General features: G+C 39.2%; 19 protein-coding genes. All 19 read right to left on the bottom strand.

What is annotated here, in order from left to right:
- Positions 1–1,217 (bottom strand): RHS repeat domain-containing protein (locus KPL72_RS16295; RefSeq protein ID WP_219703750.1); only part of this gene is annotated, 1,217 nt, incomplete at its 3' end.
- On the bottom strand, positions 1,217–2,065 hold the full coding sequence (locus tag KPL72_RS16290; RefSeq protein WP_219703749.1) for a hypothetical protein: 849 nt from the start codon (positions 2,063–2,065) through the stop codon (positions 1,217–1,219). The genes KPL72_RS16295 and KPL72_RS16290, both read right to left, overlap by 1 nt.
- A gap of 2 nt (positions 2,066–2,067) precedes the next feature.
- Entirely contained in the window at positions 2,068–3,084 is a 1,017-nt protein-coding gene (locus KPL72_RS16285) for a hypothetical protein (protein WP_212915493.1), read from the bottom strand.
- A 9-nt stretch (positions 3,085–3,093) separates the two neighbouring features.
- Positions 3,094–3,381, bottom strand: coding sequence for a PAAR domain-containing protein (locus tag KPL72_RS16280; protein ID WP_212915494.1), 288 nt, complete (start codon positions 3,379–3,381; stop codon positions 3,094–3,096).
- A gap of 32 nt (positions 3,382–3,413) precedes the next feature.
- The gene (locus tag KPL72_RS16275) at positions 3,414–3,773 is read right to left on the bottom strand and encodes a hypothetical protein (protein ID WP_212915495.1); all 360 of its coding nucleotides are present in this window, start codon (positions 3,771–3,773) and stop codon (positions 3,414–3,416) included.
- 15 nt (positions 3,774–3,788) lie between these two features.
- A complete protein-coding gene (locus KPL72_RS16270) occupies positions 3,789–5,642 on the bottom strand; it encodes a type VI secretion system Vgr family protein (protein WP_219703745.1) in 1,854 nt (617 codons plus the stop codon).
- An 84-nt stretch (positions 5,643–5,726) separates the two neighbouring features.
- Positions 5,727–6,206: an Hcp family type VI secretion system effector gene (locus tag KPL72_RS16265; protein WP_212915497.1), complete on the bottom strand. Its 480-nt coding sequence runs from the start codon at positions 6,204–6,206 to the stop codon at positions 5,727–5,729.
- Positions 6,207–6,464: 258 nt separating this feature from the next.
- Positions 6,465–9,068 (bottom strand): type VI secretion system ATPase TssH, encoded by a 2,604-nt coding sequence (tssH, locus tag KPL72_RS16260; RefSeq protein WP_219703743.1) that lies wholly within the window; start codon positions 9,066–9,068, stop codon positions 6,465–6,467.
- Between the two features lie 23 nt (positions 9,069–9,091).
- A complete protein-coding gene (gene tssG / locus KPL72_RS16255) occupies positions 9,092–10,078 on the bottom strand; it encodes a type VI secretion system baseplate subunit TssG (protein WP_219703741.1) in 987 nt (328 codons plus the stop codon).
- Positions 10,075–11,901: a type VI secretion system baseplate subunit TssF gene (tssF, locus tag KPL72_RS16250; protein WP_219703740.1), complete on the bottom strand. Its 1,827-nt coding sequence runs from the start codon at positions 11,899–11,901 to the stop codon at positions 10,075–10,077. The genes tssG and tssF overlap by 4 nt, the downstream gene beginning before the upstream one ends.
- The gene (tssE, locus tag KPL72_RS16245; RefSeq protein ID WP_212915501.1) at positions 11,898–12,383 is read right to left on the bottom strand and encodes a type VI secretion system baseplate subunit TssE; all 486 of its coding nucleotides are present in this window, start codon (positions 12,381–12,383) and stop codon (positions 11,898–11,900) included. The genes tssF and tssE overlap by 4 nt, the downstream gene beginning before the upstream one ends.
- Positions 12,384–12,385: 2 nt before the next feature.
- Positions 12,386–13,177 (bottom strand): type VI secretion system accessory protein TagJ, encoded by a 792-nt coding sequence (locus tag KPL72_RS16240; RefSeq protein WP_219703739.1) that lies wholly within the window; start codon positions 13,175–13,177, stop codon positions 12,386–12,388.
- 3 nt (positions 13,178–13,180) lie between these two features.
- On the bottom strand, positions 13,181–14,707 hold the full coding sequence (gene tssC, locus KPL72_RS16235; protein ID WP_212915503.1) for a type VI secretion system contractile sheath large subunit: 1,527 nt from the start codon (positions 14,705–14,707) through the stop codon (positions 13,181–13,183).
- A gap of 45 nt (positions 14,708–14,752) precedes the next feature.
- Positions 14,753–16,243 carry a type VI secretion system contractile sheath large subunit gene (gene tssC, locus KPL72_RS16230; RefSeq protein ID WP_212915504.1) on the bottom strand — a complete coding sequence of 497 codons (1,491 nt, stop codon included), beginning with the start codon at positions 16,241–16,243 and terminating at the stop codon, positions 14,753–14,755.
- Positions 16,240–16,743 (bottom strand): type VI secretion system contractile sheath small subunit, encoded by a 504-nt coding sequence (tssB, locus tag KPL72_RS16225; RefSeq protein WP_219703738.1) that lies wholly within the window; start codon positions 16,741–16,743, stop codon positions 16,240–16,242. The genes tssC (KPL72_RS16230) and tssB overlap by 4 nt, the downstream gene beginning before the upstream one ends.
- A gap of 14 nt (positions 16,744–16,757) precedes the next feature.
- Positions 16,758–17,867: a type VI secretion system protein TssA gene (tssA, locus tag KPL72_RS16220; protein WP_219703737.1), complete on the bottom strand. Its 1,110-nt coding sequence runs from the start codon at positions 17,865–17,867 to the stop codon at positions 16,758–16,760.
- A gap of 225 nt (positions 17,868–18,092) precedes the next feature.
- Positions 18,093–18,899, bottom strand: coding sequence for a PP2C family protein-serine/threonine phosphatase (locus tag KPL72_RS16215; protein WP_212915507.1), 807 nt, complete (start codon positions 18,897–18,899; stop codon positions 18,093–18,095).
- On the bottom strand, positions 18,886–19,620 hold the full coding sequence (tagF, locus tag KPL72_RS16210; protein WP_219703736.1) for a type VI secretion system-associated protein TagF: 735 nt from the start codon (positions 19,618–19,620) through the stop codon (positions 18,886–18,888). Before tagF ends, KPL72_RS16215 begins: the two co-directional genes overlap by 14 nt.
- The gene (gene tssM, locus KPL72_RS16205; protein ID WP_219703735.1) at positions 19,602–23,111 is read right to left on the bottom strand and encodes a type VI secretion system membrane subunit TssM; all 3,510 of its coding nucleotides are present in this window, start codon (positions 23,109–23,111) and stop codon (positions 19,602–19,604) included. Before tssM ends, tagF begins: the two co-directional genes overlap by 19 nt.
- Between the last annotated feature and the right edge of the window lie 11 nt (positions 23,112–23,122).

The raw sequence follows: 23,122 nt of genomic DNA, 5'->3' as shown, positions 1-23,122 counted from the left end.
GCGTCGTTTGAGTAGCTATCCCATTCGAAATGATGACTAAAACCACTGGCGCGGGTTCGCTTGGTAATGAGGTTCGCTGCGTTATAAGCATAACGTTCTTTTTCGCCCGATTGGTTTATCGCGGCGATCAAGTTGCCAGTATCGTCATACTCGTAGTGAGCTAGAGGTTTTCCTGATGTGACGAATTGATCGCTATCATTCACATGATAAGCCAAAACATCAATCAACAATCCTTGTGCGTTATATTTAAGTAAGCAGCCACGCGCTTTGTTCACTTCAATACGAGCCAAACGCTCTTTAACGTCATAATGAAAACGGGTGCTCTGACCTTTATCATTGATGATTTTTTCAAGCAACCACGCAGATTTTCCAGCTTTGAATGTTAAATGCTGATCATCAGGCGTTATTAATACCTGTTTACCATTGGTTTGATAATGCAATGCCAACTTACTACTTAGTTGATAGCTAGATTGGCCTGGTTTGACTTTTTCGAAACGGTGAGAAGCGCCATGCTCATCGCGGTATTCTAACCAATAGGTTCCCTTTTGTTTTGGGCCAACTTTTGGTGGTGGTAGATAGTGTTCCGTCAAACACGCCATAAAATCATGACGCCAACCATTACCCATCGCTGTTTTGTTATTTGAATGGGAAGATCGATACAAACGACGCCACACTAAAGAGCGACTACCGTTTAAGGTGAAATCGATCAAGGGCAGAATCTCTTCCCCTGTCAACATAGACACAGGGTCTGATCGGCACTCTTGATCTGTTATTGGTGTTTCACTAGAAACATCAGATGAAACACCACCAGTATTAGTCTCAGGCGATTGGGACACTGTCTTTCCCACCGCTTTTTCTGGACCTTTTTTGTTACTTGCTTTAACCGCATCTGCTTTATTATCAGAATATGAGATTTTCATATCCTGCATGTAGAAAGTAACTACCTCTGACATAAATGCGGCCTTTAATGCTGCCGCTGTCAAAGATGGCGCTTGATCCTTAGCTCCCTTCACACCAAGCGCTTGGAGAAATAGAATAACATTAAGATGTGATGAAGGTTCTTTGGAAATTATACGGCTCACTTCGTCTGTTCTGTTATTTGCAGACTCAGACGTGTCCGTCACTACTTGATGATACCCAGAAGGTACTTTACCTCCCTTACCAACAAGATAAATGTGATATCCCTCTCCTTTCAATTCAAGTGAATTACTTTCCATTAGCGTCGCGTTTCCTCATTCTTCCATATGTATACCCCAACAGCTTGATGAACCGACTGCTCTTGAGAAATCATTAATGCATGCTTTTGACTGCTGTAATTGGGATTATTAATAAGAGAATAAAGATTCATCACCCCATTAACTGCTCCTAACTTTCCTAAAGTATAAACAGGAAAAATATATTCGATATTTTTACCAAGATGTGGGGCAAGCAATTGCAGACTATGTAGCCAAATGTCTCCATCTTCATCAATGCCATTTCCAGGAGAAAAAATAGTATCTATATCAACTGAAACATCTTCTATCGCTTTCTTAAAAAGCGCCCCAAACGCATCATGTTGCTCGAAATCAATACTAGCTTCATAGCAAAAAAAGCGCTGCGACCAACCTACACTAGTCAAATCTAATGTAGCAACAATCCCACCAACACCATGGTAACAATATTCTGAGCTGGAGTTTGGTAGATAAACCCCATCGATAGCAATAACATTTGCAGCATCTATGCTTTGCTCTGAGATAAATTGTATAGCGGCATCTATACCACTAGAGCCTAGAAAAAAAACGAATTCAGGCTTTGCAGCAAAAAGCTGATAAAAACTTTCAATTACTATCTCTTTTTGCTCACTCTGAAATACCCAAGCAGGCATGAGCCAAATAGTAGGCAAATTAGAATCTTTTAGAGATACAAATAACGATTTGGCCTTCAAGATACAGTCATAAGTAAATGACTGCCATGATTCATCTCCAGAAAACTTTTCTTTCGTTACAAAATCGCCAATCATCAACTCTTCTATAGAAGAGGTATGAGGCAAAGAGACATAATCAACAGATAGTAAAAAGGCTGTCATTCCTATGCAGCTCCAAGCTTTTTCTCAGTGAAGAACAGTGACTGATATCGTTCAAATAGCATCACCAGCAAGACATTTGATACACTGATAGATTGCTTATTGGCGACATCAATCGTCCCTGAAAAAGACAAACCACCCAGCAACCTAAACCCTGCAAATTTCTCTTCGTATTTAGGCCAGTTCAACGCAAACTCTTGCTGAAAACACTCCAAAGAACCTTGATCGCCTAACCAAGCAGAAAGCTGGACATCAAAAGGGACAATGCTATCAAGATCACTCCCTAATATACTTCTAAGCTCTTTAATCAACTTGGATGACACATCAGATTGAGTCAGAATAGAATTTAGCAACGGAGAATGTTTAACCATCCCGCCCCGCATCAATAAGCACAACGTGTCGTCTGTTGACAAAATATCACTAGCAAAATTGCAAACAATATTTAATTGGCTTGGCGTTATCACCATCAAAAACAAAGACATTACTCTTGTTTCTAACAACCCCTCATCTACTAAATCTGTAAAAAAAGCCAACAACTGATCACGTGATAACAATTCTGGCGTTTCCAACCACGGAAACCGCTCATACAAACCAAGCGTTATCGACTCTTCACTAGATAAACTCAACATCTGATAAAGGCATAACTCCTTATCTGTCGCAAGATCACGCAAAAGACAATGGGAGCCAGTTATCTCAATAATATCTTTTGATACAGAACGAAGATCTTTAGAAAAATAAAGGGCATTGATATATTCAGCTTTTCTATCTGCTGCCATTTTACCAATTAGATAAGCAGCCCCCTCAACAAGAATCTCTTTATCGACATCAGACTCCAGCAATACAGAAAGATGATGTAAATCTACATCATCAGTATTGCTCTTATTAATGACGGACAGCCAGCATTCTTCCGTCAGTTGCTTTTTACACTGAGCATAATAACCATATGAAAAAAAAGGATTTAGCCTAGCCTCATTCAGCTTTTTTATCTGACTATAAAAGTCATTAACGAAAACAGATAACAAATCAGCCGCCTAACCAATGAGAACCGTAGGATTACCTACTACAATTTTGCCACTATGCGAAGTCCCGTCACCAAGTCGAGCTGCAGGTTTACCGTTAATAGTCACCGAGCCCGAGCCACCTTTTATACTATCCGGCGGCCCAACACACACAAGCATATCCCCATCCCTTGCCGCTGGAATACCACCAATTAAGACATTCGAAGACCCTGCAGCAATGGGGCCGCCAACATGCGGAACAGTGCCAGTTGTTTTAGGGCACACATGCATACTTCCAATTGTTGCCGCTGGCTTTCCCATGCAACCTCCTTATATAGCAATATGATTTTAATCTACTGATCGTAGAGTGGAATGACTAATAATTTCCCCGATGCAACAAAACAAGCAAGCTCTTCTATTAAAGTATCTAACGTCAAATCAGATATAGACACACTTGAAAAGGTTACATAGAAATATAACTTTGAAATGATATTGGTCTGATTCAATCGAGGATGTAAAGAAGAAAAAAACTGATCGGCAAAGTACCCCCCCCCTACTTTTAAATAAGCAAGGGAGGGACTTAGAAGGGGGTCATTAGGTCTATGAATAGGTAAACAGACAAGGTGAGGAAGCCCATACCGACAATAAGTTATAAGACCTTCCTTCACGCCAGACTTCATAATAATACTAGCTGTGCTATCTATAATTTCCATATCATACACTTCTGCTTAGTTGAGTTTGATGGTTCCTGCCGATAAACTAATCGCGCTACCATTTACTTTCACATTACTGCCTTTGATATTGATATTGCTACCCTCGATAGTTATATCTCCGCTACTAGACAACTTAATTTGTGCAGAGCCAGTTTTAATAACTATTTCATCTCCAGCTTCAATATTTAAGCTTTTACCCACTTTTAAAGTATCATTTTCTCCAATCTCAGAAGTACGATTAACTTTAACTTTAAGGCCTTCATTATTGCCGATCTCAGTCGTTACGTTGTTATCAACCTTGTCATTACGGTCATTTTTGACATAAAGCTGGTGGTCTTTTTCAGCTTGCATATAAACAAGCTCACTGCCTTTTTTATCCTCAAAGCGCAACTCATTAAAATTATCAGCTCCACCTTCTTTAGTAGAACGTGTCTTTATTCCGCTTTGGGTTTTCTGTGCAGGTAGATCATAGGGGGGCATTAGATCTGCATTATATATGGCACCACTAATGATCGGCTGATCCGGATCACCGTTGATAAAATCAACCAAGACCTCTTGACCTACTCGTGGGAAGAAAAAAGCGCCCCACTTCTTTCCTGCCCAGTTTTGAGCAACACGAATCCAACAAGAACTCTGAGAGTCTTTCTTTCCATCTCTATCCCAATCAAACTGGACCTTAACTCTTCCGTATTTATCAACCATGATCTCATCGGCACTATCACCCGTTACTATTGCCGTTTGAACACCGTGAATAGCCGGTTTCTTTTTAATCGCCTGAGGTCGGTAAGGGACATCTTTCGGCACACATTCAAAGTGATTCATGTATACCATATTAGCAGCTGAAATTGATGCGCCAGACTGGTTAGGAACAGAGACGGTAGTCAACATTGAGGTAATAACGAAGCTTTTACCACTCATGCGAGGGTCTTCGTGTTCAGCAAAACTAAAAAGCCCGCCCACAAAAAAACTACGGCAATCACTTCTACCGCTACTAAGCTTCATGTCTCTTTGCAACGATTCCAGCTGAAGAGAAGCCAAGCTGGCAGCTCGAACATTACTTTCGTCCTCGCCAGTATACTCAAACACCTCTGTAAAGGACTGCGTCGGTAGCGTTGGTTTCTTTTGTTCACCATCAGGATATCGAGAGGGTTGTTTAAAGTCATAACCAATTCGTTTAAAAGACCCTGGAGCTAAACTTAAACCACCTTGCCAGGTCGATATATGAGGGGTGCTTAAATGCCCTGTTGAGTAAGTAACCTCTGACTCATCACATTCAGTATATGCAGTAACATCATCAGAAAGAACAAGCACATGATCACTCTTAGAGTGCTCAAAGAAATAAAATATACCTTCCTGCTGCAACAAACGCTGAATAAAATCAAAATCCGTTTCTTGATACTGAACACAGTATTCATACTTTGGATACGTCTTTGTTGTTTGATCTTTAAAAGTAACGTTATGCTGTGAAAATAAATCCGAAAATATATCTTGGATTGTTTTCTTTTGGTATATGCGACTGTTTTTGCGGTTTCGCATTGACGCAGCGTGAGGAACAATCACTGCTTGATAATCAATGTAATTCTTTTTCTCAGTTAAATCAGCAGTTCTTGTCCCTTTCGAAACAAGATCGCTAACTATACCGTGATAATAGCGCTCAGTTTTATTGTCAGTACTTTTCACTAAAATACTAACAGGCTTACCCAACAAATCCTCGTGAGAAACTTGACGGCCTAAAGCATAAACAGAAGCAGAAATGACAAATAAATCCGACATTGCCTCTTGAGCAACAATTCTAGATAAGTAAAGAGCATCCTTACCTAACGGTGTGTTGATCTGTATGACGTTATTTTTTTGTGTTTCGTTTTGCATTCCTTGCCTTACCCATCAAAAAAAATAAATTAAAACAAAAAAGCTCTGAGCATTCGCCCAGAGCCCCTTTATCAAGACAACAAATTACATTTGCTGACCTTTAGCACCGCTATAACCATAAACAAGAGGTGCAGAAATAGCATTCTGATCATCTGTAGGTGTAACAGTCATCATCATTTCAGTATAGCTGATAGTGATTGTTTCGTAAGGACGATCATTTTGAACTGAAACTGAATAGCTAGAAATCATAGCATCAGTCAATTCAATTTTCATAATTTCTTCAACCTTATCACCTTGCTTAGTGATATGAAAAATTGCAGGCTGACCTTTACCGATTGTTGCTTCTTTGAATAGATCTGGAGAAGCTTTATCTTGAAGTTTAGTGATAGTTACATCACCAAGACGAGTCGCGCTTGACTCACGGTCCATTGAAGTACCTGTATGTGAAGAGATTTCACGACTAACGTTCCAATCCATAGAAAGCACTGTAATCATATCTTTGAATGATTCAGCTGTAGCTTCACCTTTAATTGAACCGTATTTTAGATAAGTATTAGCTTGCATTTGATAACGCTCCTTATATTGAATTATTACATCCTACACTGGATGCTCATAGCTTTGGTTTCCCAAATTCCCTTGAAATCATTATCTTTTTAAATTGCAACGAAAGGAGTGTACTTAATTCCCTTCCCTGGTTAAGACAATGTCTCAAAAACGTCCATTAACTAATTAAGACGAGAAGATTATAAGGTTGGGGTTACGAAGAAACAACCCTATATTTCTCACTTTTCGATATTCTTATTTTTTACTAAATCAGAACAACTAACTCACTACCACAGAGAAATCATTATTATCTAAAGATAAAACGACATTACTAATCTCTTTATCCTCAACCATGTTGCTTAGTAACAATTCTGAGAGTAAAGGCAACACCTTGTTTTGTAATAAAGTATGGATATTACGAGCACCAGAGCCTGCATTTTGACAATTAGCGACAATATGATCCAACACACCATCATCATAAGAAAAAGAACAATCGTAATTAGAACGAATTCTATTTTTAATTTTAAGAAGCTGGAAGTTTGCAATTTGAGAAATCACTTCATCACTCAAAGGCACATAAGGTATAACGTTTATACGCCCTAAAAATGCAGGTTTAAAAACAGCTAACAAATCATCCTGTAAGGCACTCTGCAACCCCTTGATACTTGGCAAAGCCTCCTCATCTTCATAAAGTCCCATTGTAGTATCAGTACCTACATTTGACGTCATAATGATAATAGTATTCTTGAAATCTATATCGCGCCCTTCTCCATCCTTGATCATCCCCTTATCAAAAACTTGATAAAAAATATCATGAACCCCAGGGTGAGCCTTCTCCATTTCATCAAGTAATATCACACTATACGGCTTCCTTCTAACCGCCTCAGTTAAGATACCACCTTCACCATAGCCTACATAACCTGGGGGAGAACCAAGCAACAAGGAAACTTTATGCTCCTCTTTAAACTCAGACATATTTATAATAGTTATATTTTCTTCGCTACCATACACTTCTTGAGCCAAGGTTAACGCAGTCTCAGTTTTACCAACCCCGCTAGGGCCAGTAAGCATAAATATACCATTTGGCCTATTCTCATCAGCTAAATGAGCTCTTGAAGTTTGAACAACTTTTGCAATAAGATCAAGCGCATGATCTTGCCCAACAACTCGCTCTTTCATTGTATCTGCAAGCTTTAACACACCAAGAACTTCATCTTGCTGCATTTTTCCAACAGGAATACCGGTCCAATCCGAAATCACCTGCGCAATGACCTCTTCATCAACCTGCCAATGAACCATATTTTGCGCAAAGGACGACAGCTCATTTTTACTCTTTTGCAGAGACTCTAAAACACTAACATCAGGAACATCTTCGCCACTTATTTTATTAAAAGCCTCTGACAACTTTGAAACAATCACTTTTTCTTTTTCAAACTGCTCTTTCAAAGGCACCAAAAGATCCAGAGCCTTAACTGAATCAGCCTGCAGCTCATTAATTTTTTCAGCATGATCAAGACCTGACTTCTCCTCACGTAACAACATACTAATTTGAGAATCAATGTTATAAATTTTATTTTCTAGTTGCTCAATAGAATTAGGTACGGACACTTGGCTCATTGCGACTCTCGCACAAGCTGTATCCAGCAAGCCAACCGCTTTATCCGGTAATTGCCTACCCACGATATAGCGATGAGAAAGATTAACAGCACTCTCAAGAGCCTGCTCAGAAATAAATACGTTATGATGTTTTTCCATGACAGACACTAAGCCACGAAGCATTGATATAGCCTTTAGAGGGTCTGGCTCTTCAACCTTAACAACCTGAAACCGACGAGAGAGGGCAGCGTCTTTCTCAAAATATTTCTTATACTCAGCCCAAGTTGTTGCAGCAATGGTTCTTAACTCCCCTCTTGCCAATGCAGGCTTTAGCAGGTTTGCTGCATCATTTTGACCAGCTTGACCACCACTACCAATCATTGTATGCGCTTCGTCAATAAAAATAACTATTGGTCGAGAAGAGCTTTTCACTTCTGATATTAATGTCTTTAGACGGTTCTCAAACTCACCTTTCATGCCAGCACCAGCCTGCAATAAAGCAAGATCCAAGCTATGAATCCGCACATTTTTTAAGACATCAGGAACAGACTGCTGAGCAATCCTAAGAGCCAACCCCTCTACAACCGCTGTTTTACCTACCCCAGCTTCGCCAGTTAAAATAGGGTTATTTTGCCTACGCCTGGTTAAAATATCGATCATTTGTCTTATTTCAAAATCTCGACCTAAAATTGGATCTATTCGCCCACTTTCAGCTTGTGCAGTCAAATCCACAGTAAATTGATCAAGACTAGGCGTTTTAGATGCTGATGCCAAAGACGACTGCTCAGATGAGCCTGACACAACATTAGACTCTTGGGATTGAGCCATAATTCCAGGCCAAGCGTGTAATAACTGCCCCGGATCTATTTTATTAAACTGCTTACTGCATCTCGTTAATAAACTCGACAGCGCATCATCTTTGATTAACGTGTAAATAACATATGCACTTCTAATTTGAGTATCTGTAAACTCAATACTTGTACTCAACCAAGATTGGCGCAGTAAACTAGTAACATGATGGGAAAGGCTTGGTGATGATTCACTACCAGTCTTAAAAGACTCAAGCGAACGATTCAAATCATTTTTAACGACATCAGCGTCAACATCAAAAGCACTCAAAATCAACCGAACATCATCAAGCTGATTCTCTAACATAGCAATCAGCCAATGTTCTAATTCCACAACAAAATGACTACGACTATTACAAATAGCAACCGCTTTTTCCAAACTCAACTTACACTCAGGGCTAAGTTTCTCGACCAGTTTATTCAATGTCATAGAAGACATATATTCTTCCTTATTAAAGTGAATTATCCTTTACGAGAAAGGTGCAACCTCTTATTAGAGTTCAATCGACTAAAAGCCAGAACACTATTCCCACCAAGAGTTACATCTTTCTTATTCAATCTAGAAATATCAGAATTACTAAAAGCCGATTCAACCAGAATCCTAGCTTGAACACCATTACCCACATAATCCTTAATAATTCTACACACAAATTTATACAATTCAGCATTGGGCAGTAATTTTTTCAGTTGCGCTGCATTATTCGGATATATACAGACCTCAATTAATGTTGAAATATCCCATATCTTGCTACCTAACAAGGCATCAACACCTAGCTTGGAATATTCTCCATCAAACGAAGTACGACTCGATAATCTTGTCTGTTCAGATGACTTTAAGTTCTGCCATTTCCCTTCTAACTGCTTAATTTTTACCTCACACCCTAAATATGAAGTCAAAATATTTTTCAAGTCAGAAGTGTTTTTTATTGCCCTAGAAAAGATTCCTGAGAAAAATAAATTATAGTCTGCAGAACCTCCACCTAATAGTGACAAAATTTTAGTATGACTGTCTTTATAGCCACTCTTAGAAGAAAAATTAAGTGAATGCTTATACTTTTTCCAAGATCGATAGTATAAAGATATTAATCGATGGTTAAACATATCGTAGAAATCACGCATCGCAGTATCTTTATACTTCACACGCTGAAGAACCAACTCACTATAAAACTGAGGCATCACACCTGAAGAACCAGTTAACCCCATAAAAGAAATATCTACTTTCATTTTTTGTAGTACCGAGGGATCGCCAACAGGCTCAATTCTACTGATGGATGCTCCAGGAAAACCGAACTTTTGAGTTGATGAAAACCTAACCAGCTCATTGACTGGATCACAGTCATAACCGACTTTCCTATAAGCCATTTGCTCTCTATCTAATTGCTTCTCAATTAAATAAATCGCTTTATAAAAATCAAACTGTGAAGCGTTTTCGGACAGCAATTTCATCATAAGAGTACCCGATCACCAACTCTCGCAGGCCACTGATGATAAACCTGCTCTTGCTCTTTCAACCTCAAAGATACCCTAGTAAAGCTATTAATTGCCGCAAACTGCGCAAAGAAATGCTCGAGAATAGATGCAAAAAAGAATACTCCACTACCTGAGAAGTCATCATTAGCAAAGGTGATTTCAATATCACTTCCACTTGCAAAACACACTCTCCCCTTTTGAACAACTCGCGCAGTAGATGGCTCGATAACCACTTTATATATATTATTAATTAAAGCCTTACTCTGAGGAGATACTTTAAAATCATAAAGTCTCAAAACCTCTTTTAAGCGCTCACAGGCATCAGGACCGGTAAAATAATCAAGGTTCAGATGATTAATTAACTGCCACCTAGTCGCATCACCAAGAACTGGCCTAATTGCATGGGTAGGCATCACCAGGCATCGTATTTTCTTAATAATATCGCCTTTTTCAGGCATCATTAAACCCAGCTCATCATCCCCAAAAGGCAAACTTGCGGGCAAATTACGATTACTGCACTTCGCCCTAATAGTAATAACCGTTTTATCACTATTCCCATCCAAGTGAGAGTTATCAAATGATGCATCAACCAACGAAAAAAATGTCTCTGTACCTGCTTCAACATATCCCCCCGCCCACATTGCGGTCTCTCTCCTGATATGCCAAAACAAATCATTACTACCTTGATATTTAGGATGTGTTTGCCCATAAAAAGGAGAAACAACCTGCTTATTTCCTTTAGCATCAAATACAACAACCTCATCGACACTAACAACTTCCGATATCTCGGCATCCATGTACCTAGGAGCGAGCTTATATTCATACTCACTGAGTTGTGGTCGAATAGGCTCAATTTCTTGCTCAAAAAGGTTGATGACTGGAGTACATCCCAACAAAAAGCTAGAACTATCAATTTGCTTTTCTAGTTCAGATGAATCTGTATCCATATAAAAATATATACTTGTAGCGCCTGATTTTTTAGGAAGCATTGATCTAATATTTTTCAACTCAAAGAATCTAAACTTCTCGGGAAAAACAAAATTCTCAACAAGCAATCTAAATCCTGAGGAAGAGCGATGCGAGTAAGGAACAACAACCTCATTCTCACCAAAACCAACAGCTTGGAGGTGCTCCTTAGATACGTAACGAATACCTTCCTCACCATTATCAAATGCCACGCCAATGCAGTTCTTAAATAATAATTCATATATTTTCAATCCATGATGCCACTGCCCACCAATATAAAACCTTAAGTTATTTAAGTCGGTTTCATATAAAGAAACACCGTCGTATTCACACATGACATCAAGCTGAAAAATTGATTTGGCAGGCTTCTCCCACTTTGCCTTTGGAGCAACAAATGGTGCGTTCTCAAATTTTGCGAGTTTAATTTCAACAGGCCAAAGGTTCGTTTCAAAGCAAGTCTTAAACTTACACTGTTTCATGCCTTCAGCATTAGATTCCACCTCTGTTCCAACTGGTATAACAACACCTGTCGTTGAGAGGTTCTCCGCTTCAAGCTTAATAATAGACATTGAAGGTATTGGCGCCTGATAATCAGGAAACATTTGACCAAGTAGCGCATCCGTCAATTCTGGAAAACTATCTTCAAGCTTCTGTCTTATATTAGCTGTCAAAAAAGCAAAAGATTCAACCAGACGAGAAACATGAGGATCCTCAACAGTATCACCACTTAGTTTTAATCTACCGGCTACTTTAGGATACTTCTCGGAAAACTCACTCCCCATTTTTCGTATAAAGGAGAGCTCTCTGTTATAGTATTTTAATAGCTCATCATTCATAAGGAGGCCTCAATTATTTTCATCCCTAAATTTATAGGCTCAACCTCTGAGTTAAAACTAATAAACTCAGGCTCAGGGTCGGCATAAAGCAAAGCATTGATTCGTAAGTTTAACACTCGATTGAGAGGTAGATCTTCATCAGTAAACACCTCTACCTCGATAAATCTAGGCTCAAATTTCTCAATTGTTTTTTTGACAATATCACACAGCAGATCACGACCCTCACTCGAACTCACAGACATACTCGAAAAATCAGGTAACCCATAAGATAAAATAGAGGTGGATAATTCTTCATACTGATCAGGCCAAGTATGCCACTGAATCCTCGCATTAAGTAATGCTTCAATATCACGACGAATATTTCGCCTTAAATCTGAAATACTTATTCCTTCTGATCGAGATGGAGACTCTTGAACTGAAGGATCATCATCAATCAAACGGTCTAAAACCGAAGCTTGGAGCTGCTGCTTACTCTCAATCATGATTAATCAACAGACAATTCTTTGTTTTTAGAAATACTTAAATCAGATATTAGACTTGCTTCTTCATTAATAAAGAGCATCTTCATCCCCCTCCCTACAACCACGTTTTCAGATAACTCATCCCACTCTGTAATCTGCCCTAATTTTTCAACATCATTTTCAGATTGAGCATAAACCAAAGGTAAATGGGCCGTTCCTGATGGGCCATCTTTTATACCCATCTCAACCCTAAGCCAGATATTCTCAAGAAGAGAATCAACAGGCTCCACCTTAAGTGATTCAATTTCACTAAAACGAGCCAAGTAAAACTCTCCATTAGTCCCCAAAACTTCTAGATAAGGATTAAGAATATCATCCAAATCACGAACCATACTCTGAGGGTGGTCGTCACTAAATGATGCCGCACGTAAAACTTCAAGTTTAGAACTCATATCAACAAGTAAATCCGAGTCACCTTCCAACTTTGCAAGGTGCATCTCGAGAAACAGAGTATCTAACTCATCGGCCTCATGAAAAAGCTTCGGCGCACTTTTCCCACTATAAAAGTCCTGTCTAGACTGCTCTGCACGAATGAGATGCCTTAAATTAATAGCTCCAACTGCAAATTCTGGATTCTTCTTCACCATAAAATCAAGTTGCTTATCCGCACGGTCAAGGTCACCATCAATACACAGTAGCTCAGCATAAGCACTTCTAATATCAAAGTTAAGAGGCTCATCTTTCAGCAAAGATGTACAGTATTCCATCGCCTCAGACAATTTACCGCCTTTAATGAATTCATATATTTTTTTCATACATTATTCCTTAATATGATGATGTGGACTTAACTCTGTAACAAGCTGAATACTCGACACCATTTGATCTAATTGAAAATGAGGCTGAAGCTGAAGAAGAGAAAAGAAGTGACCTGGACTTGACTTACTCTCACTCACCTTTACCTTAGCATTACTAAGAGGGTATTTACTTCTGACATGCTCAGATGCTGAATCTGATGCTGTCGTATAATTATTTATCCAAGCTTGTAAATCTCGCTCACACGCCTGCGCAGTGGCATATGAACCAATACGGTCACGAGCAAGGACCTTCAGATAATGAGCAAACCTAGACACGCAAAGAATATATTGAAGCATCGACGACAATCGAGCGTTAACATTAGCCATGTTTGCACCATAGTTTTTCGCCAATTGAGTAGAAGCGTTACTATAAAAAACAAGGTGCTCAGTATTTGTAACAGAAGATATAGGTATAAAACCCAGCTCAGACAACTCCTTCTCAAGCTTAGCAGTAACAATCAAGTCTACTGGTGGCTTCCCTTCTTTTTGGTAAGAATCATTTTTAAAAAAGTCTTTAGCAATCCCCGTCACCATTCCCTTCGACATTTCACCGGGATCCAACCCCCTTATATGACCAAACCAACCACTAGAGCAATACGCCCTAATAAGAGTTGAAACAAAAGGAAAAGCAGCATTCCCCCATAACATATCTTTATCTGAGTTATGGATACGCTCTGTAAAATAAAAGCTTTCGGAACGCTTACCATTATTTAAGTATGGCGCTCTAACAAGAACTCTAGGTAGGGTTAAACCAACAAAGCGAGATTCTTCCATATTTCTGAAGCTTCTCCAGTTGGTATACTCTGGCTGCTCGAACTGGGAAAATAAATCGTATGCATGACCTAATTCAGAAAAAGCATCAACCCCAAATAAGCTTGAATCACTAGAACAAACAAAAGGAGAAAATGCTGCGGCTGCGACCTTCGAAATTTCTTTTAGTGTGGCAATATCATTATATAAAGAACCATTTGAATGAGAGTTAGAAATCTCATAATCCCCAATAACAACACCAAAAGGCTCGCCTCCTGGGTGATCAAATTCGTTTTGGTACACTAAACTAAAAAAAGCACTCTGATCAAAATCAATAGCCTTATTCACATCTCTAGACAATGTCATCCAACTACAATTCAAAAGCTTAATTTTAACTTTTTTCTCATTATCCATTTGCTCGCTTTGAGATAAAAGCCAAAAAAGACTACGCCAACTAGATTCAAGCTTTTTGAATTTATCCTCATGGATTATTTTATTAATTTGTTCACACAACTTGGCATCTATATCCGTTATTACCTGCTGGATATACAAAGTAATAGAATCGTTCGTCCAATTTATGGGAGCGTCTGAAGAGCTTTCAAGCCAAAGAAAAAGAGCTTTATACAGGTCTTTCTCATTCAAAAAACGATCCAATAAGGAGTCGCTCTCACTTATTTTATACTCAGCTTTTCTTTCAAAAGCTGAGCTTTGACTTATAAACGAAAACTCTTCAACACTCATTTACAGCATCATCCTTAATATTAGCGCTTATATCAGTGCCGCCAACTAACCCACTTCAGGTATTTTAGCAACTAAGCGCAAGGAGGATGTCAGTTCTTCCATTTGCAACCAAGGCTTAAGCCACGCAACAGCATTATACGCCCCAGGCTGACCCGGGATTTCCTTAACGCGAACTTTAGCATCAGCTAATGGATAACGAGCACGAATATCTTGTCCACCACCTTCTGTAGCATTGACATAAGACAAGATCCAGCGATTTAACCAAGCCTCAACATCTTCAGCTTCCATAAAGCTACCAATTTTATCTCGCGCCATCACTTTTAGATAATGCGCAAAGCGAGATGTAGCCATTAAATATGGAAGTCTTGCTGAAATAGCCGCATTCGCGGTCGCATCAGGAGTGTCGTACACTTTTGGTTTTTGACAGCTCTGACCACCAAAGAAGACAGCATAATCTGTATTTTTATAATGACATAAAGGCAAAAAACCTAATTTACTAAGCTCAGCTTCTCGACGATCCGTTATGCCAATTTCAGTTGGACATTTCAAGTCAGGATCACCATCATCACTGGTAAATATATGAGTAGGTAAACCTTCCACTTTACCGCCACCTTCGGCGCCTCGTATAGCAGTACAAAAACCATACTGCGAGAATGCCTTAGCCATATTTGTCGCCATAGCATAAGCAGCATTACTCCAGCAGTAATCATGGTTCGCAGTATTTACCGAACGACCTGCTTGAGGCTCAATTTCAAATTCTTCAAAGTTAAACTCTTCAACTGGCTTTGAAGCTGCTCCATACGGTAGACGAGACAAGAATCTAGGCATAGTCAGCGTCACAAAGCGGGAATCATCACTTTCTCTGAATGAACGCCACTTTGTATACTCTAAAGATTCAAATACTTTTTCAAGGTCACGAGGCTTAGCAAGCTCTTCCCAGTTATCAAAACCAAATAAAGAAGGAGAGGAAGCTGAAACAAACGGACAAAAACCAGCAGCTGCAACATTAGACATTAAACCAAGTGTTTCAACATCTTCAGGGTGATTTGTGAATTCATAATCACCCACAATTGTTCCATATGGCTCGCCGCCTGGAGTACCAAATTCAGACTCATAAATTTTCTTAAAGGTTTGACTTTGATCAAATTCAACAGCCTTACTTAAGTCTTTATGCAACTCTTTTTTCTTCATATTCAACACACGAATCTTAAGCGTTGAACTGGTCTCAGAGTTCATAACTAAATGATGAAGCCCTCTCCAAGAACCTTCTAACTTCTGGAACTCATCCGTATGCATAATGACGCTAAGCTGCTTTGATATTTTACTATCGATCAAATCAATAGCTTCATTAAAAGTAACCGTCATGTTTTTATTCCACTGAACAGTACCTTTTAAGGCTTCCTCTGCCAGCGTTTTCAAAAGCTCTTCAGCTCTACCAGACTCTGTTTGTTTAGTTGCACCAATAGCTTGCTCTAGAAGAGAGACACTTTGCTCCGCTACCGTTTCATTACTATTTAAAGCTTCTTCCGTGCTCATTTTTCCGTCCCCTCAATACTTAAGTCCTTTGCCATTGATTCAAGGCTTGCGGTATTACTCAAGACCTCTTCTAAGACATTTTCCAACTCTTCCGAGCGATCTATCTTAGTCATAAGATCTCGTAGCTTGTTACGAGTTTCCATGAGTTTGCGTAGTGGTTCAACCTGATTAACAACTGCCGCAGGCTCAAAATCACTTATCGTGTTAAAGTTTAATTCAACAGCAAACTGACTATCGTCATCAGTCAACACATTGTCAACTTTCATTGAAAGACTTGGGCTCATACGCTTCAAAACATCATCGAAGCTATCGCGATCAATCTGAATAAATCGTCTATCTTTCAATGGTTTCAAGGCATCAACATTATCACCAGAAAAATCACCCATTACGCCAACAACAAAAGGAAGCTCTTTTTTTACTAAAGCTCCCTCAGTTTCTACATCATAAGTAATATGAACACGAGGCTTTCGAACCCTCTTTATCTTGTCATGAACACTCATTGGAACTCCTTTTACTATGTTTCAGTTTCGCTAACTTTGATACCAGACAGTTTAAAATATCCTGATCTAGCATCCTTGTCTGTAATTAATTCATCTAACAACTCAGGAAGAGACAACTTACTCCAGCGTATCACCTGCTCGATCGTATACGACATCGGTGAATGCGGCTCCGTTTCTCTAAAATAAACAGCTATTTCGGATAGTTTTTTTATTGCACTATCCCGTGAATCAATTTTCCCATTATCAGAACGCTGTCCTGATGTTACTAATTTATCTACTTGCTCTTCTTCAGGTAGCAGCTCAGGTTCCGATGACGCAACATTTTCCGCTGCCTGCTCCAACTTATTTTTCCCAATATGCTCAATTGCAGCCGCACTCAAGTCCAATGCTCGTTTTATATTAGAGGTTGGCTGTGGACTACCTGTCACTTTATCCATAACATCACTAAGAATGGAAAAGCTATAAATTGCTCTTTCTATATCAGCTTTTAAATTGACAAAAAACTCAACACTGCTCTCGTTAGCGCTTTTCTCAACATCTTCATAATTCACAGCACCTTGAGCTATCTTTTTTTCACGCTTATCGTCAGGCATTCTTGATATATCGTAAGCCTGTTGATACTCCCAAAAAGTAAAGGGGCCATGACTAACACCATCGGTTAAAGGAATGCTTTTTATTGGCATAATCAGAGCACCCTCTTGGGCTATACCATTAAGACCTACCAAAGCAGATACCTTATCCGACAGCTCTTCACCATCCTCCAGTGCAGGAAAAAGCTCTAAAAAATGATTTTCAATGAGCGTATGGGCAATATCAAACCCCAAAGCAAGCCCTTTAAAGCCTTCTAGCCGACACAGGGCCTCAATGAGCCAAGCAACATACTCAATATCTTTACTTTCATTTTTTATCGCATTTTTACACTGTTCAAAAAGAGGCAACCATTCACGAGTCAACAGAGAAAGACCTTCATCATCAACTAGAGCATTCCGTTCGGCAGCTCTTAGCTGATTCCTTAAATCTTTTAATGTGTAATAAGTGGAATTAGGAGAAATATCAGAGCGAGGATCAATACCTGCAAACTGCTCTTCTGTGATAGGAGAAACGAATTCTTCTAGTGTAAACATTCCATCGTCCTGCTCTAGTAGCATTAAATTATTGATGCCTATTTTACTAGCCCCTGACGCTCTTTACAAGACAAGTAAGATCAAAGCAATATCACAAAATATTAAAGCAGCATAACTGCTTAATATACGTTTTTTTACAGTCTAAAAGACATAACAAATTACATCAAAAATCAATAGAATTATCGTGAAATAACAAAACGCCACTCTAAAGAAAAAAGAACCAAACTAACGACTTAGTACACGACTAAATAAGGGCACCGTTTTTTCATTAGATGAATCGAAATAACTATCGATAACAGGTCGATCAACTCCATTATAAACTACAAGAATACAAGTGACATTATCCCTAGCACCTCGTACCAATGATGAATGCAACAATGCAAGCCCAGTATCAATAACATTATCAGTATCTAGCATCGTACAAATTTCATCGTCATCCAACTCTCCCGTTAAGCCATCCGAGCATAATAAAAACAAATCTTCACTATTAAGCTTGCCTTTTATTACATCAACATTAATCTCATCTGCCACACCTACGGCACGCGTAATAACATTAGACAAAGGGTGCGAGCTGGCTTCAGCCTTACTAATAACCCCCTCTGCAATCAACTCACTTACTTGACTATGGTCATTTGAAACCTGAGAAAAGTCCCCATCACGAAACAAATAAGCGCGACTATCTCCAGCCCAAACAACAAAATACTCTCCATCTTTAATAAACAAAGCAACGACTGTACTACCTGCCGTTCTACCATCCAAATGGTAGTTACTATATTGCTTCAAATCATAATTAGCAGCCTTAACAGCAGTAACAATATGATCAACTGTCAAATTTTCATAATCATACGTCAGAACACTTGACCTTATGACATCAACAACAAGCTGACTAGCGTAATCTCCCGCCTCATGCCCCCCCATTCCATCAGCAACAATCCACAAGTTATGACTAGCTATCTCAGTAAATGAGTCTTCATTAAGCTGCCTAACAGCCCCTCTATGCGAAATAGCATAACTAGTATTAGCTTTTATCATTATCCTTAACCTGTATATGATTCCATTGCCAATGCTGCCACCTACCATCAAACATAGCTGCAGCTTGATTAACTGATGGCAAACCCGAAGTTACGATAACCGACGGCTTCAAAAGACATGAGCCGTGAGTCCACCAAACACTATAACCACCATATTTCTTATATAAAAGAGCATGCAAGACATTTTGAACTACTCCTTGTCCAAGTTCAGTTCCTGCAAACTCAAATACTTGCGCTGTTTTGTTGTCATCCGGTGAAGAAAAGTACTTATAGCGTTTTGACACACCATCTAAAGGCTTTACCACCTCTTCAACTACCTTTCTCCAGCTAAACAAATCAACTGAATCTTCCAACACAGCAAGGACGGCATCCTCATACTCTAAAGATAAAACATCAGATTCCAAAACCTCAACAGGCAAAATATCTGTATTTGCCACAAGAGTAAAAGGATACGGCCTTCCTACTGCATCCATGCTTGGCAACACAGTTCCCATTTTAGAATCCCCCCCAGCTACTCCAGAAGATATGGCAAAATGCCAGACAGGGCCCGTTAAAAATTTATCCCTCCAAGAATCCCCCATCCGCTCTTTACTTACAGAAAGGACAGCCTGCAACCAACGATCCCATATTTCCTGAAAGTCCGCATCAACGTTATCCTGAAGGAAGTCTCCCATACTGGGCAACTTACCAAGATAACCAAAACTCACAACACGCTCGGACATGAAAAACTCTCTAATGTACTATTCCAAAAAGGATGCCTTACAGAACTCGGTAGCAAACGTATAACTGCCACATTCCCCTCAACAGAAAAATGCATACCTAAATCCTGTTTAGTCTTAGGACGGTCTCGCTGCAAATCATCAAGCATCCTAAAGAACGACCACTCACCCTCATAACTCTTATTAATTGAGCGACCACCTCCTGTCAAAGCAAACTCAATATTCGTTCCAGCCAACGAATCCGCCCCTGGCCAAGACATACTAATCACTCGCTGAGGCCCATGACGATAAATAAGCGATTGCCCATTAACGTCCAACTTAATACTAGAAGCTCCACGATCAAGCATCTCTGGCTTCATACCAAATTCAACATTTAATGCCGTACTACCATTTTCAAAAAATACTTCTTGAATACGATAAGCATCATGAAGCATAGTCAAAGAAGAAAGACTCACCCCAATATCTTTTTTGAACGACCACCTAGCACTCCCCATATTTACATTTGGGGCCACATAGGCCTGGAAGAAGTTATCAATAGTACCGCCGGGGCCAAAGAAGTGAGTAAAGTCTTTTAAACTAATTTCATCTTTACCATTCTTGTAAACTGGATAACGTCCTGCTATTGCCGCCCTACACTCCGGAAGAACTTCATTACGCCATAACTCATTAATAACCTGATCTACATTAGACGTAGTAATATCTGACGCATCATCGGCAACAGCCTTTAACCAACCAGAAAGAGGAAAAACCAGACCATTAGAAGATAACTGACCAATAAATTCAGGCTGCCCTTTCCCACTCAACAAGCCCATAACGGAAGCCTTCATTGAATCCTTTTGACTCATTTTATTCAGATATACATTCAGCTCTTTAAGATTAGACTGAACCTCATCCAACTTCTCTAGATCAAGCCCCAAAATACCACTAAATGCCTCTTCAACTTCATAACCTGGCAGTTTGGTATTTGCTTGATGAGGGCTAGTATCGGGTAAAAACTTATTGATCCTTTCAGCTTTCTGAGCAATTGCTGCATCGGCTGCATTAGCCACACCTGCAACTTTTCCAAGAGCACCACTCACATGACTTTCGGGCGCATTTGTTAAGGCCACATTCTTTTGAACCACCGATATAATATTCTTCATAGGAGCTTCTGGCCCAGATAAGACATCAGCAATAGCAGCACCATCAGCAACAGAACTAAATTCTCTCACTTTCAAATTAGCTAAGAACGTCTTCCAATAGTAGATATAATCCTGAAAATAACGTCTCTCTAGCTCCTTTTCCACTTGCTGCTTAGAGACATCGTACGCCACCGCCGCATCATTTCCATATACCCAATTACTAGAAATTAAAACACCAAGCATTTTACTTTTTTCAACACTGAAAATTCCATAAAAGCCATTATAGGTATATAACCCAGGAATTGCATTTGAAGAGCCCGAAGAATCACTTAACTCAAACACGCTAGCAGTTTTAGAACTTACAATATCAGTCAGCCTAAAAGGAGGAATACTACTATTCATGTAGTCCGCTTTTAAGCGCTGATATGCCCTATCGGCCACAGGAAGCTTCGTTAAAGCAATTCGAGCATCACGGACAGCATCGTTATCTATCTGAGTTTGATCTAACTTAATCGATAAAAGAGCAGCTAAATGAGCACGCAAATCAGCCCTAACCTTTAGATTCCCACCCCCAGGAAGCTTGCGATCAAAGTAAGCATCAAACCACGCCTCAACATCGCTAGCATCAAAATGCTCCGGCATATACAACATTAAATAACTTCGCAAGGTTTCGTACAGGTAGCTTAAATGCTCAGCATTACCCTTCATTTCAGCTAAAAGAACTTTAGCCACATAAGGCTCTAGATACTTTTTAAGTGATCGCTCATAAGCACTTCTTGATGCCTCTTTAAGCTCGCTCAACTTATCAAGCCCCACGCCTGCCAACCCTCCACTACTATTTAAATCGGAATTTATAGCAGGAAGATTACGCAACTCATTAAGCCGATCATTCAATACCACTAGGTTATCAGTATCAAAAACACCTGAATCAACCTCTAAATATTGCCCCAATAAGAGATCCGTTTCTGCAATAATTTTAGTATTTGATAAATAATTTCCATAAGCAAAAAAACCATACCCTAATAATCCAGCAAAGCCGGCAGACACAGCCGTCATTCTCAGCCACTTATTCTGCTTATCATGATGCTTATTTGTACTTGCTAAATTTTGCTCAGGAAAGACAACACTCTCTAAAACCTTTTTTATAAAAAAGCTTCTAGACCGATTAATATAACCTCCATCACTTGCTTTACTCACCCCCAAAAAACTTGAAGGATTTCCTTCTTGAGTGGCACTTGTTAAATAGACTCCACGAAAAAGCGGCGGTTGCTCGTAAGCATTTGGCGTGAATATCTCCTTTAAGAACGAATGAGACACCTCTTGAAGAAACCTAAGTTGATGAGGAAATTCAAATACTTTAGCCCTTACAGATTCATCTCTCTCATTAATAAGGCGACGATTCAACATCTCAGTCAAGTTTGAAATTAAACTATGAAATTCCTTATTAAACTGATCAATCTGAGTACCGCCCTTAGAATCTATAGGAAAAGTAACACCCCAAATCTGATCACTTTCATCTTCTGTCAATTCATTAAAAAAATCTCTAAAACCCTCTATGAGATCCACTTTAGATAAAATCACATACACAGGAAAAGTCATTCCAAGCTGATTTTGTAACTCTTGCAAGCGCTGTTTTATTGCTCGGGCATGCAAATTACGCTCTGTCTTAGTCTGCTCCATCAACTCAAAAACACCCATACTAATAATGACGCCATTAATTGGCCTCAAAGGTCTGTATTTGCGTAAAAGACCAAGAAAACCTTGCCAAGCCTTCGAATCGTGTTTAGCGTGACTATCTTGGGTAGTATAACGACCAGCCGTATCTATCAACACCGCCTTATTAGTAAACCACCAATCACAATTACGAGTACCACCAACCCCTTTAATCAGATCCACACCTAGCTTATCTTTCAAAGGATAATCTAAACCAGAATTGTTAATAATAGTGGTTTTGCCAGCCCCAGGTGGCCCAATCATAATATACCAAGGCAACTGATATATATTTCTCCCTTTAAATAACTTCACATCTTTTAATAACGAGATAGCATCAGACATTCGATTTTTTAGTGTACTGATCTCTTCATTTACTTCATCGCTATCAACACTATCATCAATCAATTCTTCAGCCATGTTTGCATTACGCTTGTTCTGCTTAACCAATTGATAAATTTTTGTTACCGCAAAACCAAGAACAATACACAATATAAATATTACACGCACCGAAGCACTTTTAAGCGGGACAAATCCAGCAATAGCAAGGAGTGGACCTGCAAACCAAATCAAAAGACACAAACACAAAAAACCAACAATAAGCATCGCGATTCTTGAGGTTAATATGTAAGAGAGTTTTTTACACTTTTTTATAAAACTCATTTCAACTCCAT

The sequence above is a fragment of the Marinomonas lutimaris genome, assembly GCF_019426345.1.
Classification (GTDB): Bacteria; Pseudomonadota; Gammaproteobacteria; order Pseudomonadales; family Marinomonadaceae; genus Marinomonas; species Marinomonas lutimaris.
This window is presented reverse-complemented; position numbering and strand designations above follow the sequence as displayed.